This window comes from Candidatus Auribacterota bacterium (assembly GCA_026392035.1).
Classification (GTDB): Bacteria; Auribacterota; Tritonobacteria; order UBA1439; family UBA1439; genus JAPLCX01.
In genome coordinates, this window is the sequence record JAPLCX010000005.1 from 1 (window position 1) to 14,583 (window position 14,583).

Below are 14,583 nucleotides of genomic sequence, written 5' to 3' on the forward strand. Positions count from 1 at the left end.
GGCGCTAATTCACTCCACTCAGTGTTTTCATCCACGGATTGACACGCCTGCGTGCCAAAACGCACTCCGGTGTGCAGGCACGGATTGACACTGATAACCCGTTTATTACTGAGAGCAGGAAATGTTTGACACGTCATTGCGAGGAGTCCCGCTAAGCGGGACGACGAAGCAATCCGACCCGAAGGGTCGTCCCGAGCGTAGCGAGGGATCTGGGATAGATCGCCACGTCCCGAAGGCTTTCGGGACTCGCGACGCTACGCGGATTGCTTCTCCCGCTTTGCGGGATCGCAATGACAGCGCGTGGATGGGTAAAAGATTAGGCACTCCCATTAATAAAATCCGTGCTCATCCGTGAAATCAGTGGATGATCGTCCATACTGTTTCCCCCCTATAACTGAGGGGTTACCGCAACGCTTCTTTTTACCTTCACAGGCCCGTCTCAAATCGTCTATACTTATACAGGGGGTTGTTGTGAATAATTCCGCGGGAGCGTTGTGGAGAAATGTAATAGAAAAGCTCGCCAGGGGCCTGAATCAAGAGACAATTCAGACGTGGCTTCAGCCGGTTCGTGCAAAGCAGATTGAACAGGGCTGCCTCACGCTCGAGGTCCCGAACAAGCTCTTCAGCGACTGGTTGAGCCAGCACTATCGGAACTCGATCGAACTGAATGCGAGCGAGCTCATGAACACACCGGTGAGCGTACGCTTTGTCATAAAAGAAGAGTCGGATCTCAAGGAATCCACTCCATCCACGCAATCACAGAGGCCCAGGATTTCGTTCACGAGGAACAGGCTCTTCAGCTCCGAACTCAAACTCAACCAGAAATATACATTTGATACCTTCGTGATAGGGCCAAGCAACCGCTTTGCCCATGCAGCCTCGATCGCCGTTGCTCAATCACCGGCAAAGGCCTACAATCCGCTCTTCATATACGGAAGGGTTGGACTCGGGAAAACCCACCTCATGCAGGCAATCGGGCACTATATTCTCAACAAATTCGTCGAATCAAACGTCATCTATATCTCCAGCGAGAAATTTACAAACCAGCTCATTGACGCCATACAGAACAGAACCACGATCAAGTTCAGGAATAAGTATCGAAATGTTGACATCCTTTTGATCGATGATGTGCATTTCCTCGGTGGTAAGGAACAGACCCAGGAAGAGTTTTTCCACACCTTCAATACCCTCTACGACGCTCACAAACAGATTGTCCTCTCCAGTGACAGGCCCCCCAAGGAGATTCCAAATCTTGAAGACAGGCTCGTATCCCGCTTCGAATGGGGTCTCGTGACGGACCTTCAACCGCCCGACATAGAAACGCGCGTCGCGATACTGCGCAAAAAGGCGGAACAGGAGAGAATTGTATTGCCTGATGAGGTAATTTTCTACATCGCCTCCAAGATAAAATCGAACATACGAAAGCTCGAGGGCGCCCTGAGCCGCCTGTCCGCGTACAGCTCCCTCATGAAGGCCCCCATGAATCTTGAGATCGCTGAAGCGATACTCGGCGATATGGTCAGCGGCGAAGATGCAAAATCGGTCACGGTGGAGGCCATCCAGAAGAAGGTTGCGGAGTATTTCGATATCCGCGTATCTGATATGATGAGCAAGAAGAGGCCCCAGTCCATAGCCTTCCCGCGGCAGATCGCGATGTATCTCGCGAGAACGCTTGTAGGGTCTTCCCTGCCCGAGATCGGGGAGGCCTTCGGGGGGCGGGATCACACGACCGTACTGTACGCTACCAGATCCATTGAGGCCCGCCTCAAAAAAGATGAGGGACTGAGGAAGATTATCACGTATCTCGAACGCCATCTGAAGGATTAATTATGTGCACTAGCTTGTTGATAACCTGTGGATAAACTGGCATGCCGTATCACGCGAGAGGCTCTGGGCGTGAAGGGGCATTTACACAACAGGATATACGCCGGTTATCCACAGGCCCACGCTCGGCTCGATGAAATACAGAGCGAACAAGTATCTTCAACCGGGAGAGCAGATTGCATCATGTTGTGTCTGATGGAGGTGATCGGTTTTTCTCCAAGATCGAGTTATACACACTACTACTACTACTACTTTTAGATATATCAAAATGAATTTAGTTTATATATCTGGGATATGTTAGTTACTAAACGGAGGGGTTATGAAAATTAAATGTGCTAAAGATGAGATTCTCGAAGGACTCCAAATCGTCCAGAGTATCGTGAGCGGTAAGGGAACGCTCCCGATACTCTCGAACGTGCTCCTCGAGACTTGTGAGGGGGAGCTTGTGCTCACGACCACGGATCTCGAGGTGGGGATGAGGAAGCGGGTAAAGGCGAAGATCATAAAGGAGGGTGCCATAACGTTACCCGCGAAGCGCCTCCTCGCCATTCTGCGCGAGCTCCCCGTCAGCGAGGTCGTGATGGAGGCATCTGATCAGAAAGAGGTCACCATCATGTATGATGCGTCGTATTTCAAGGTGCTCGGCCTGCCTAAAGACGAGTTCCCGCCGCTCCCCGACTTCCGCAAGAACCGTTCTCTGAAGGTTCCCCAGGGGGCTATGGGCGAGATGATTCGTAAAACGCACTATGCGGTATCCCACGATGAGAGCCGCTACGTCCTCAATGGGCTGTATCTCATGCTCTCAAAGGGGTGCATTACCGCCGTCGCTACGGACGGGAGGCGTCTCGCCCTCTGTGAGATAGCCGCCGCGGTGCCCGAGGGTATCGACAGGGGGATCATTGTCCCCACGAAGGCTGTCCTCGAGTTGGGGAGGATCCTTGGGGCCGAGGGCGACGTTGAGCTTTTCCTGGGAGAAAATCAGGTCGCCTTCAGCAGGGATGATTGCTCGCTGGTAACCAGGCTCATCGAGGGGCACTTTCCGAACTACCAACAGGTCGTCCCGCAGCGATCCGAACACAAATTGATACTGGGCCGTGAGGAGCTCCTCTCTGCAGTGAGGAGAGCGGCCCTGCTCACCAGTGAGCAGTCGAACTCGGTCAAGATTGCTTTGAAGAAGAACAGGCTCATTGTGAGCACCAATACGCCGGACGTGGGTGAGGCCCGCGAGGAGATGACGATATCGTATGGTGGGGAGGAAGTCGACATCGCATTTAACCCGCACTATCTGATCGATGTGCTTAAAAACCTTGAGGAGCAGGAGATCACCTTCGAGTTTACCGACGCTCTGAACCCAGGCGTGGTGAGGAGCGGGAAGTCATTTCTCTACGTGATCATGCCGATCAGGCTCTCCTGAGCCCGCGTCCCTGAATCAGCGTCTCGGTCCGAAAGGGAGCAGCTCCGTATGTCTAAAGAGGCAGTCGCCATAAGCGATGTGCTCAGCGGCGTCCTGAAAAAGCTCGGCCTCCAGCACAGGGTGCGGGTGGCGCGTATCGCCCAGGATTGGGAGCGGCTCGTCGGATCGAAGATCGCACGGCATTGCAGGCCGGTGGCGGTGAGGGGGGGAACTCTGGTGGTAAACGTGGACTCCTCGGTGTGGCTGTCGGAGCTCAGCAACTTCTTCAAGGAGAAGATGCTCGAGCAGATACACAGTGAGCCGGGGGGCAAAGGCATAAAGCACATCCGGTTCAGGATTGGGGAGATTTAAATGCCCAAGTACGATGCGAGAACCATCATCGTCCTCGACGGCATCGCGGCGGTGCGCAAGCGCCCGGCGATGTACATCGGGGACACCGGTCCCCGCGGATTGCACCACCTCGTTTATGAGGTGGTTGACAACTCGATCGACGAGGCCATGGTGGGCTACTGCAAGAGAATAGACGTGAGCGTCCACGTTGATGGCTCGGTGACGGTTATCGATGACGGGCGGGGAATACCCGTTGATGAACACGCGACCGAGAAGAAGCCCGCGCTCGAGGTCGTCCTTACCACCCTCCACGCGGGCGGAAAATTTGACCATGAGGCGTACAAGGTGTCGGGGGGACTTCACGGCGTGGGGGTGTCCTGTGTGAACGCCCTGAGCGAGTGGATGGAGGCAGAGGTCAGGCGGGATGGTCATATCTACAGTCAGAAGTTTCAGCGGGGTAAGACCGCCTCCAAGCTCCAGGTGATCGGGAAGAGCAGCAAGACGGGAACCAAGATCACCTTCAAACCCGACCCCAAGATATTCGCGGTCGCCGAGTTTAACTACGACACGCTCTGCAACCGGCTGAGAGAGCTCGCATTTCTCAACGCGGGCATCGAAATCAATCTCAAGGACGAGAAGAGCGAGAAGGAGAACGCGTTCAAGTACGAGGGGGGGATCGTTTCATTCGTCCAGCACCTCAACGAGAATAAAGCGTGCCTGCACAAGAAGGTGGTGTACCTGCACAGCAGCAGGGAGGATGTTGAAGCGGAAATCGCGCTCCAGTACAACGATGGGTACACGGAGGCGATATTCTCCTATGCCAACAACATCAACACGATAGAGGGCGGCACGCACCTGAGCGGCTTTAAGTCGGCCCTCACCCGTACAGTGAACGCCTACGCGCGCCAGGCGGGCTCCTCCAAGGAGAGCGACAGGGCGATGAGCGGTGAGGATATACGCGAGGGGATCACGGCGGTCATCAGCGTGAAGGTCAAAGAGCCGCAGTTCGAAGGCCAGACGAAGACGAAGCTGGGGAACAGCGAGGTGGAGGGGATCGTCGCGTCAATCGTGAACGAGGGCTTGGCTGAGTTTCTCGAGGAAAACCCCGGGGACGCGAGGGGGATTGTGGAGAAGTGCCTGCTCGCGTCGAGAGCGAGGGAGGCGGCGAGGAAGGCGCGCGACCTAACGAGGAGGAAGGGCGCACTGGACGGCCTGTCGCTGCCGGGAAAGCTGGCTGATTGCTCGGAGAGGGATCCGGCGCGCAGCGAGCTCTTCATCGTGGAGGGGGATTCCGCTGGAGGTTCGGCGAAACAGGGGCGTGACAGGCGGTTCCAGGCGATACTTCCGCTGAGGGGAAAATTGATCAATGTGGAAAAGGCGAGGCTCGACAAGGTGTTGAACAACGAGGAGATACGGACGCTCATCACCGCCGTGGGCACGGGAATCGGCCAGGAGGATTTCGATATCGCCAGACTGCGGTACCATAAGCTGGTGCTCATGTGCGACGCCGATATAGACGGCTGCCACATCCGGACGCTGTTGCTCACATTCCTGTTCAGGCAGATGCGGCCGTTGATCGAGCAGGGATACGTCTATATCGCCCAGCCACCGCTCTATAAGATCAAGAGAAAGAAAACCGAGCGGTATGTTGAAAACGATAGGGAGATGAACTCCATCCTCCTCGATCTCGGCTGCGAGGATGTGAAGCTCGTCAGCCTGAAAGACAGCAGGGAGTTTGACTGTCGGAAATTGAGGGGAATTCTTGATCTGCTCATTGAGCTCGAATACTTCTCGGGCATCCTGAAACGCAAGGGCGTTAAGTTCGACGAGTACATGGCCCACCGGGACAAGAAAAACAACCGGCTCCCCCTCTACCAGGTGAGGAGCAATGGTGAGGAGCGGTATCTCTTTTCTGACGAGGAGCTGGCGAGGCTCACCGCTGAGGAAGAGAAGAAGCGCGGGCGGGATCTGGAAATTCTCACTGAGGGGGCTGCGGCATCCAGGGAGGAGCACGGGATCGAGGTGCTGGAGCTCTATGAGGCGCGGGAGCTCTCGCGGGTCCTGGAATCCCTCGGAAAGGCAGGGCTCAACCTGGAGTGCCTGGGCGATTCAAAAAAGCCGGTCTTTGAGTTGCAGTCAGGCAGCGAGGGCGCGATTCGCATCCATTCGATCATAGGAATCCTGCATGCGGTCAGGGACGTGGGGAAGAGGGGGTTGAGTATCCAGCGGTACAAGGGGTTGGGAGAGATGAATCCCGAGCAGCTCTGGGAAACGACCATGGATCCCGAGCGGAGAACTTTGCTCAAGGTGACGATCGAGGATGCCGTTGCCGCAGACCGCATGTTCACCGTCTTGATGGGGAGTGATGTTGCCCCCCGCAGGAAGTTCATCGAGCAGAACGCGCTCCATGTGAGGAACCTGGATATATAGTCCCATTCTGCGGTCCGACGCCGCGGAGGGCCCCCGTTTCAGACTGAGAAACGCGAGGGGCATTGCATGGCAGGCGAGAGGCAACCAACTGGCGCAGAGTTAATAATGGCAAGACGTACCCTATGATTGACGAGTCAGGAAAACTGGCATTACGCGATATCGAAGATGAGATGCGAGAGTCGTACACGAGCTATGCCATGAGCGTGATCATCTCGAGAGCGCTCCCGGATGCCCGTGACGGCTTGAAGCCCTCCCAGCGGCGCATCATGGTCGCGATGAACGACCTGCACCTGCTCCCCCCCGCGAAGCACCGGAAGTGCGCGAAGATCGCCGGTGATACCTCGGGCAACTACCACCCGCACGGCGAACAGGTGATCTACCCGACACTCGTCCGCCTCGCGCAGGACTTCAACATGCGCTATCTGCTCGTTGAGGGCCAGGGGAATTTCGGGTCGGTTGACGGCGACCCCCCCGCCGCGATGAGGTACACCGAGGCGCGCTTGAGCCATGCCGCCGCCGCGATGCTCGAGGACCTCGACAAGCGCACCGTGGACTTCGCGCCCAACTACGATGAGACGCTCAAGGAACCCTCCATCCTCCCCGGAAAATTTCCGAACCTCCTCTGCAACGGCTCTTCAGGTATCGCAGTGGGAATGACCACCAACATCCCCCCGCACAACCTGAGGGAGATCACGGAGTCGGTCAAGCTGATGATCGCCAGACCGAACGCGGCGGTGAGCGAGATTATCAAGCTGCTCCCGGGGCCGGACTTCCCGACGGGGGGGATCATCTACGGGAGGGAGGGCATCCATTCGGCCTACACGAGGGGGAGGGGCCATATCCAGCTCCGCGGCAAGGTTGCCGTCGAGAGCCACAAGGGGGGACGGGAGTCAATTGTCATAAGCGAGATCCCCTACATGGTGAATAAGGCCAATCTCATAGAGATCATCGCCCAGCTTGTCCAGGATGGGAGGATCGAGGGTGTCAGTGATATCCGGGACGAATCGGACAAGGAGGGGATGCGTATAGTGGTGGACCTGAAGCGCGGGGGTGAGACGCAGCTCGTGCTGAATCAGCTCTACAAGCACACGCCGCTCCAGATCACCTTCGGGATCATCCTCCTCGCGCTCGACAAGGGCCAGCCGCGCATGATGGGGATGGGGCAGTTGCTCCAGTGCTACATTGACCACCGCAAGGAAGTGGTGATCAGGCGCACCAGGTACGAACTCGCGCAGGCCGAGGCACGCGCGCATATCCTCGAGGGGTTCAAGATCGCCCTCGCCCGCCTGGACGAGGTCATCGCGATTATCAAGGGGTCGAAGGACCGCGAAGACGCGCGGAAGGGACTCCTCTCGAAGTTCCCGCTGAGCGAGGTCCAGGCCAATGCGATCCTCGATCTCCGCCTGTACCAGCTGACCAATCTCGAGGTCAGCAAAATAGAGAAAGAGTACGTGGAACTGATCAAGCGGATCGCCCATCTCCGGTCCATACTCGAGAGTGAGCGCAAGGTGCTGGACATCATCGTGCAGGAGCTGGAAGGGGTCTGTGGGCAACTCGGCGACGAGAGGCGCACGGAGATAGTTGACGCGGGGGTTGAATTGAAGATTGAGGACCTTATCGCCGATGAGGCGTCGATCATCACGATCACCCATGGGGGGTACATCAAACGGGTAGTGACCACCGCCTACCGGCAGCAGCGTCGCGGGGGCAGGGGGGTGGCTGCGATGGAGACGAAGGAAGAGGACTTTGTCGAACACCTCTTCAGCGCGTCTGCCCATGACTACATTCTTTTTTTCACCGAGCGGGGGATGGTCCACTGGCTGAGGGCGTATGAGATTCCCGAGGGGTCGCGACAGTCAAAGGGGAAGGCGATCGCCAACCTTCTCAGCATTCCCTCGAGCGACAGGGTGGCCGCGCTCATGCGGGTGAGGGAATTTACCGAGGGGCGGTTCGTCATCCTGGCTACCGGGCGGGGGGTAGTCAAAAAGACGGCGCTGCCTGCGTTCAGCAGGCCCCGCAAGGGGGGGATCATTGCGATAGGTGTGGATGAGGGCGACCGCCTCATCAACGCGAAGCTGACGGAGGGACACAGCGAGGTGCTCCTCGCGACGAGTTGTGGCCAATCAATACGATTCAGCGAGGAAGATGTGCGCGAGATGGGCCGCGGCGCTCGAGGGGTGAGGGGAATCTCGCTCAAGAGCGGGGATAAAGTCGTTGCCATGGAGATTGTGGACAATACCGCCGCGCTCCTCGTCGTTGCGGAGAGGGGATTCGGGAAGCGGACTGAGTTCTCTCAATTCCGCAAGCAGTCCCGCGGCGGGAAGGGGATCATCGCGATGAAGACAGGCGAGAAAAACGGCCTCGTCGTGTCGGCGATCAGCGTGCGTGACGACGATGAGCTCATGATGATCACGGCGAACGGCATGATGGTACGCACGGCGGTGAAGGAGATATCGACGATCGGGCGGGCCACCCAGGGGGTTCGGGTGGTGAGGCTTGAGGAGGGAGACCGCGTTTCGTCTGTCGCCAAGGTGATCAGCGATGAGGGGAATGGTGGAGCGAGCGCTGAAAACGCAGCGGCTATTGAGGGGATTCCTACCGGTAGCGAGCCGTCATCTTGACTGTAGTAGCATTGCGCAGCACAAAGTGTGGGCTTTGGAGTGTCATTGCGAGTCCAAGCTTCCTCATTATCGTCATGCAAGAGCGGGAGGAAGCAACCTCGTCGCTGGTTTTCACGGGGGATTGCTTCGCTCGTTTCACTCCCTCGCAATGACCGGCGAGATACAAAAGGTGTGTTATGCTTGACATTAAGTTGATTAGAAAAGACCCTGAGAAAGTTAAGGCTGAACTTGCCAAGAGGGGTAAGTCATGGGAAGTGATCGATGAATTGTGCAAGCTCGATGAAGAATTAAGAAGAAATATGACGGAGGTTGAATTAAAAAGAAACATGCTCAAGCAGTTATCAAGCGAAATTAAAAAGGGATTGGGGATGGGAGCTGATGGATCTCAACTAAGCTTAGCGAAAAGATTGTCTGATAAGATAAAGGCACTAGAAATAATTGTGGGGGATTTAGATAGTAAGCTAGCGCAGCTATTATACGCTATCCCAAATATACCGCATATATCTGTCCCAAGTGGGGGATGTAGTGATAATAATAGACATGTCAAGCTTTATGGGGAGATCCGAAAGTTCGACTTTAATCCGTTGCCCCACTGGGAGATAGGTGAATGCCTGAAGATCCTTGACTTTGAGTCCGCATCTAGGATGAGTGGGTCAAATTTCCTTCTCTATAAAGGCCTTGGAGCAAAACTCGAGAGGGCACTTTATACCTTCATGGTTGACTTACATGTGAATGAACATGGCTACATTGAGATTATACCCCCGTATATGGTGAAGCGCGATTCGATGAAAGGCACAGGCCAGCTCCCAAAGCTGGAAAAGGACATGTATCTTTGCGAGGAGGACGACCTTTTCTTGATTCCCACGGCAGAAGTGCCCCTCATCAACATCCACCGGGAACAGATGATTGATGAGCGCGTGCTCCCGATCAGTTATGTAGCGTACACGCCGTGCTTTAGGCGAGAAGCGGGATCATACGGTAAGGACACGCGAGGCCTAGTACGTGTCCACCAGTTCGACAAGGTTGAGATGGTGAAATTTACAAGGCCTGAGGATTCATACAACGCGCTCGAGCAGATGCTCCTCCACGCAGAGTCGGTCCTGAAACTCCTGGAGCTTCCCTACCGGGTATTGGAGCTTTGCGCGGGGGAGATCAGCTTTGCCTCAAGCAAGACCTACGACATAGAAGTCTGGGCGGCCGGAATCGGGAAATGGCTCGAGGTGGCATCGATAAGCAACTGCGAGGAATTTCAGGCCAGGAGAGCGGCTATCAGGTGCAAGAAGAAAGAAGGAAAGGGCACCTTCTACCCCCACACCCTCAACGGTTCCGGTGTAGCTCTCGCGCGAACCTATCTCGCGATACTTGAAAATTACCAACAGGAAGATGGGAGCGTCAAGGTTCCCCAGGTGATCGTTCCCTACATGGGGGGCGTTGAGGCAATCAGGTAGTTGTGCAGCGTGATGAGTTCCCTCCAGAACCGATACATAATTCCATGCACGCGCGAGCTATTGCACGCTCACGGGGTTCAAATGACTTCGCCATCGGGCAGGCAGACCGGCCGTAAAAAGAAAGTTCTCCTCCACCTCCGTCAGCGGGAGGTGCGCAAGAAGGATCACCTGAGGGTTTGGATGTGACGCGGAAACGTGCGGTGTGTCTTATGAGCGGCGGCATGGACAGCTGCGTGTGCGCGGCAATGGCGCGCCCCTCCATTTGAGCTGGTCCTGCTACAAGAGCAACGGCCCGAGGGCCTGCGGTGTGTGCGCCAGTTGCGCCCTCCGACTCCGCGGATTCCAACAGGCGGGATACGAAGACCCGATAGCGTACGAGACAAGGCCTGTCTGCTGAGGTAAGCTCCCCCGCCCCAGCAGATCTATTCACCTCAGCCAGTGGTGTTCATGAAGAGCATATTTCACCCGCGTTGCGTGAGTAGCTCGTGGAAACGGCTGTTTACCCTCTTCACGTAGCTCTCCAAAGGCATGAGCTCGCGGCCCACTGCGCGCAGCGTTTCGGGGGCGATCCTGCCTTCTCTCACGAGCTGGCGGCCCGCGTCTCTCGCCGCGCGCAGCTTCGGATTGAGTGTATCCATGTCGTCCCTCTGGCAGCACTCACCCGGTTTTTTGAGCCAGCAGTAAAAGCAGCCGAGGCACGGGTTGATGGTGAACGTGCGCGCATAGACAAGTTCAACCTCCGCACCTTCTTCTCTCATCCCCTCGATGAACGGGTTCAGAATGAGTGCGGTATTGCCGTTGTTCATCCTGGGGCTCGCGTTGATGGCGATCGCCTTCATGGGGTCATTCTCCGCTCATTGTAAAATTTCTATTGCATAGCCGATGGGCATCGTCCGGTATTTCCCATCCAGGGGCGCGACAGCTATTTTAACTGGTAATGGACGCCGGGAGGAGGCGATGGCGGAGTCCCTTTCCGGCGCCACACGCAGTAGAGCGTGGCCCCCAATACGACGACAATGACCAGGAGGAAAATCTTTTTTGCCGCCGCTCCTGGCCTGGCTGGCTTTTCCGTCTTGGGAAGCCGCCGCGCTGCCTGCGCCTGCCGGGAGCCCGCTTCCAGCGCGGGAGTGGCGGCAGGTTTGGGAGGGGCCTTGGCGAAGGCCTTGGATAATAGTTCCCGCGCTTTCGCGTCGCGTACTTTCTTTTCTTTCGAACCCACGACCACGGCGATGAAACGGGTGCCGCCGCGCTTCGCGGTGGCGACGATTGAATACCCGCCGAGTTTGAAGTAGCCTGTCTTCAGTCCGTCGCAGCCGTCAACACTTCCAAGAAGGTGGTTATGGCTGCGCATCTCCATTGCCCCGTTTCTGAAACCGCGCGCCTGGGTGGAGGTGTACCGGAGCGCATCGGGGTATTTGAGGAGTTCGCGCGCGAGCATCACGAGATCTCGCGGAGAACTGACATCCGGCTCCTGCCCCTTGGCCGGCGGCAATCCATGAACAGTGTGAAATTTAGTCTGCTTCATGCCAAGGGCGTCGGCCTTTCCCTGCATCGTGCCCACGAACGACTCGGTTGATCCGGCAATGTGGATGGCGAGCGCCACTGCGGCGTCGTTCGCCGACTGGACGATGAGCGCGTACAGGAGCTCCTCGAAGGGGAATACCTCCTTCTCCTTCAGCCACACCTCGGAACCGCCGGTGCGCGCGGCTTCCGCCGTAACGGGGACATTATCGCTCAATTTGAGCGTGTTCTGCTGTATCTTTTCCTCGATCAGCAAGAGATCCATCAGCTTGATGATGCTCGCGGGGTAACATGTTGCGTCGGCATTGTCCTCAAAGACGACCTCGCCGGTCTCCGCGTTGACCACGATGGCCCCGAGGTACGGTGTGCCCGTCCGGTCGGGAATCCTCGCGCGGCCCGAGCCCGACTGTGATTTAGCAGAGGCTGAGGGGATTGCGAATTGACACAGCAGAAGCAGCGCGCCGGCCAGCATAATTGTCTTCTTCATGGCATCTCCCTGTGAGGTAGTTGTCCTCCCGGTTGTCACGGGCCGCACATTCTAGCATAAATGCCGCGGGGTAGGAACCTGTCAGCGCTGATGATTGGGTCTCTCCCGTTTTTTGTGGGTAGCCTGGGGCGTATTCCAGTGCCGTTTGGAAATGGCTCACTGAAAACAAGAGAACGGGATTTGTCCTCGGGATGGTCGATGAAGCGTGGGCGTCCGTCGGCGCTATTTTTGTGGAATAAAATGCCGACTCACTTCGTCTCATAAGGTGAAGGAATATATGGCGCCGCGTCCGTGTAGGGTGCGAAGCGCCTGAAAGGAGGAGGGATATGGACTGGGATGAGGAAGCGGCACGAAAGGCGGTGAGCGATTTCAACGGGTTGTTCAAGGAACTGGAGGCGGCGTACCCCGAGTGCCTCAAAAGAGTCTGCTCTGCCTGGAGGGAGGGTTATCTCCGTTGCGGACACAAGAGGCTGGGGCGTATCCTGCTGGGGTACTCGCCCGAGGCGGCGTGCAAGGTGAGGGCGGCGAAAGAGTGAGGGGGCAGCATCGCCGAGGGGCCGGAGTAGTGTCTCGCGGGTGCCGGCGGACGTCCAGGCTCATTGTTCCGCATGTTGACATGGCGCCACCGCAGACTGTGGTGCTGGTATAAGTATGGGCTTCCCCGGACACCATAGCGCACCCTTAAGGGTGCGCTACAGGGCCCTTATAATTAAACACCGGTATGCGCATCACTGCGGACAGGGCAGGCATAGTTTAATCTGAGGCGCTGGCGGCCGCTGTGGTATAGTATTGCTCCGTATGAAAGATATACGCAAGCTCCTGGCCGAGGCGCGCTCAAGGAGCACCTGCAAGAACATCCATATCGGAGCGGTCATAGAAACCCCTGCGGGGGAGTGTGTCATCGGATGGAACGGCCCTCCGTGCCGCGCGGGAGAACACACCAGGTGCCAGCTTGGGGGACCGATTACGCCGGATAATATGCGTCACTGCCCCGGCGTGCACGCCGAGGTGAGGGCGGTATGCCGCGCGGCGGAGGCGGGGGTGTCTGTGAGGGGAGGGACCATGTACCTCTCAGAGTGGTTCCCTTGTGCCCCCTGCGCGGTGGTCGTCATTGAAGCGGGCCTCTCCCGTCTTGTGGTGGCGGATGAGTTCAAATTCATCAAGGACGACTGTTACAACTTCGGCCTCGCCCGCGAGTGCCTCAAGAAGGCGGGAATAACCGTCGAGGAGAGGAAAGACCTCTCGCCGGGCAGCCGGGCAAAATCGCTACACGGTGCGCCGTAAGCCTTCCGCATGCAACGCGCTCCCCGCGGCGGTTGTCTCGGCGCTCTTCATTTAACTTCCTGCGCCGTGCGCCGCGCTCTCGGGGGAGGTTCACTGTTTATCCAGCCGAGTGGCGGCGCTTTGACCATACTGGCTTGGAGCTGTTCCCCGTTTCAAATGCTCGGCTCACCCGAGGCGTGAATTCGTGGAAACCGACGGCCGGATTTGGCGGTTCCCCCAGCACCAACAGCGTAGTACAATATTCGTTCATCGAAGGCATTGTGCTCTGGCTGGATGCTGTATAAAATTGCTTCATGGAGGAGATGTTGAGGAGTAATTCGTCCCCTGCGCAATATGCCTGATTTATCAGGCGATAGGTTCGGAGCGAGCTGAACGGCTACAACGTCTACGAAAGGAGGTGTGCGATGGGAAGGCGCGGTCCGGAGAGTTTTATGAAACGTCAGAAAGAGCTCAAGCGCATGCAAAAGGCCCAGGAGAAAATGGCCCGGCGGCGTGACAAGAGGAAGCAGGTTGTGGACATTGACCAGCAAGTAACGGGACAAGATATATCTTGAAGACCGCTAGCCCCTTGCAGGGCTTGAGATCCACAATAAGGTCCCTCACCCGCCAAGGCGGATTCGGGATCGGCAATTTCATGCGACTTACGTTCACATTGTTCTGTAAGTCGCTGAACTTGTGGAGATGTGGCTGAGCGGGTCCGATATCAAGTCCCTCTCCCTGTTCCGGGAAAAGGCGATCGACGTCGTCGACCACCGCCAGTCGGCCTGGGCGAATAAGGGGTGAGCGATGGGGCAACGGGTCGTGTGAGTGAGGACCGCTGGGGTGGTGGTGAGCATGAAGGCCGACTGGCGGCGCGTGTTCCCGTTTGAGTGATGTCGATAAGCTCTCGCTGGGTTTCCTCTTCTTCGGTCCCGAAATGGCGGATAACCGATTAATATCTTCACCAACTGGGTGCGCGTAATTAAGAAATAGGGTTCTCTTTCGTTTTGTGTGGGTTTGCATTAGTAAACTGTAGTTTTGCACTTTTATAAGACAGAACTCGCTTGAGCCGTTATTCAAAAACGGCTACAGGAACACTTTTATCCCGACTTTCGCAACTGGGGCATATACAAACTCCTAACTCGTTGGGATACAGCAATCACATCCCAAAGGTCTGTACTACATTTCGATCTCTCTTTTTGCAGATATCCGTGGCGGAGGCTGGGCAGGCAGCATCCATCCCAT

The 14,583-nt window shown here is 56.6% G+C and carries 12 protein-coding genes and 1 pseudogene; 11 read left to right on the forward strand and 2 right to left on the reverse strand.

All coding sequences use genetic code 11. The features are described from left to right. Positions 1 to 471: 471 nt before the first annotated feature. The 8 genes and pseudogenes from dnaA to NTX71_00215 all read left to right on the forward strand — a co-directional run bounded on the left by dnaA (position 472) and on the right by NTX71_00215 (position 10,464). Positions 472 to 1,827 (forward strand): chromosomal replication initiator protein DnaA, encoded by a 1,356-nt coding sequence (gene dnaA, locus NTX71_00180; GenBank protein MCX6338321.1) that lies wholly within the window; start codon positions 472 to 474, stop codon positions 1,825 to 1,827. Between the two features lie 27 nt (positions 1,828 to 1,854). Further along, entirely contained in the window at positions 1,855 to 2,082 is a 228-nt protein-coding gene (locus NTX71_00185; protein MCX6338322.1) for a hypothetical protein, read from the forward strand. A 61-nt stretch (positions 2,083 to 2,143) separates the two neighbouring features. Next, a complete protein-coding gene (gene dnaN / locus NTX71_00190) occupies positions 2,144 to 3,238 on the forward strand; it encodes a DNA polymerase III subunit beta (protein ID MCX6338323.1) in 1,095 nt (364 codons plus the stop codon). 48 nt (positions 3,239 to 3,286) lie between these two features. After that, positions 3,287 to 3,589 carry a DUF721 domain-containing protein gene (locus NTX71_00195; GenBank protein ID MCX6338324.1) on the forward strand — a complete coding sequence of 101 codons (303 nt, stop codon included), beginning with the start codon at positions 3,287 to 3,289 and terminating at the stop codon, positions 3,587 to 3,589. Beyond that, positions 3,590 to 5,998 (forward strand): DNA topoisomerase (ATP-hydrolyzing) subunit B, encoded by a 2,409-nt coding sequence (gene gyrB, locus NTX71_00200; GenBank protein MCX6338325.1) that lies wholly within the window; start codon positions 3,590 to 3,592, stop codon positions 5,996 to 5,998. A gap of 122 nt (positions 5,999 to 6,120) precedes the next feature. Continuing rightward, the gene (gene gyrA, locus NTX71_00205; protein ID MCX6338326.1) at positions 6,121 to 8,619 is read left to right on the forward strand and encodes a DNA gyrase subunit A; all 2,499 of its coding nucleotides are present in this window, start codon (positions 6,121 to 6,123) and stop codon (positions 8,617 to 8,619) included. Between the two features lie 176 nt (positions 8,620 to 8,795). Then, complete coding sequence (serS, locus tag NTX71_00210; protein MCX6338327.1) at positions 8,796 to 10,067, forward strand: serine--tRNA ligase; 1,272 nt, start codon at positions 8,796 to 8,798, stop codon at positions 10,065 to 10,067. Between the two features lie 250 nt (positions 10,068 to 10,317). Next, positions 10,318 to 10,464 (forward strand): annotated as a pseudogene (locus NTX71_00215) (7-cyano-7-deazaguanine synthase). Positions 10,465 to 10,528: 64 nt separating this feature from the next. Here NTX71_00215 and NTX71_00220 read toward each other — a convergent pair. Continuing rightward, a complete protein-coding gene (locus NTX71_00220) occupies positions 10,529 to 10,906 on the reverse strand; it encodes a flavodoxin family protein (GenBank protein MCX6338328.1) in 378 nt (125 codons plus the stop codon). Between the two features lie 83 nt (positions 10,907 to 10,989). Beyond that, entirely contained in the window at positions 10,990 to 12,075 is a 1,086-nt protein-coding gene (locus tag NTX71_00225) for a D-alanyl-D-alanine carboxypeptidase (protein MCX6338329.1), read from the reverse strand. Between the two features lie 326 nt (positions 12,076 to 12,401). Between NTX71_00225 and NTX71_00230 the strand changes: the two genes are divergently transcribed. The 3 genes from NTX71_00230 (at position 12,402) to NTX71_00240 (ending at position 13,913) form a co-directional block, all read left to right on the forward strand. After that, complete coding sequence (locus tag NTX71_00230) at positions 12,402 to 12,611, forward strand: hypothetical protein (protein ID MCX6338330.1); 210 nt, start codon at positions 12,402 to 12,404, stop codon at positions 12,609 to 12,611. A gap of 262 nt (positions 12,612 to 12,873) precedes the next feature. Continuing rightward, positions 12,874 to 13,359, forward strand: coding sequence for a deaminase (locus NTX71_00235; protein MCX6338331.1), 486 nt, complete (start codon positions 12,874 to 12,876; stop codon positions 13,357 to 13,359). 431 nt (positions 13,360 to 13,790) lie between these two features. Then, a complete protein-coding gene (locus NTX71_00240; protein MCX6338332.1) occupies positions 13,791 to 13,913 on the forward strand; it encodes a hypothetical protein in 123 nt (40 codons plus the stop codon). Positions 13,914 to 14,583: the final 670 nt, after the last annotated feature.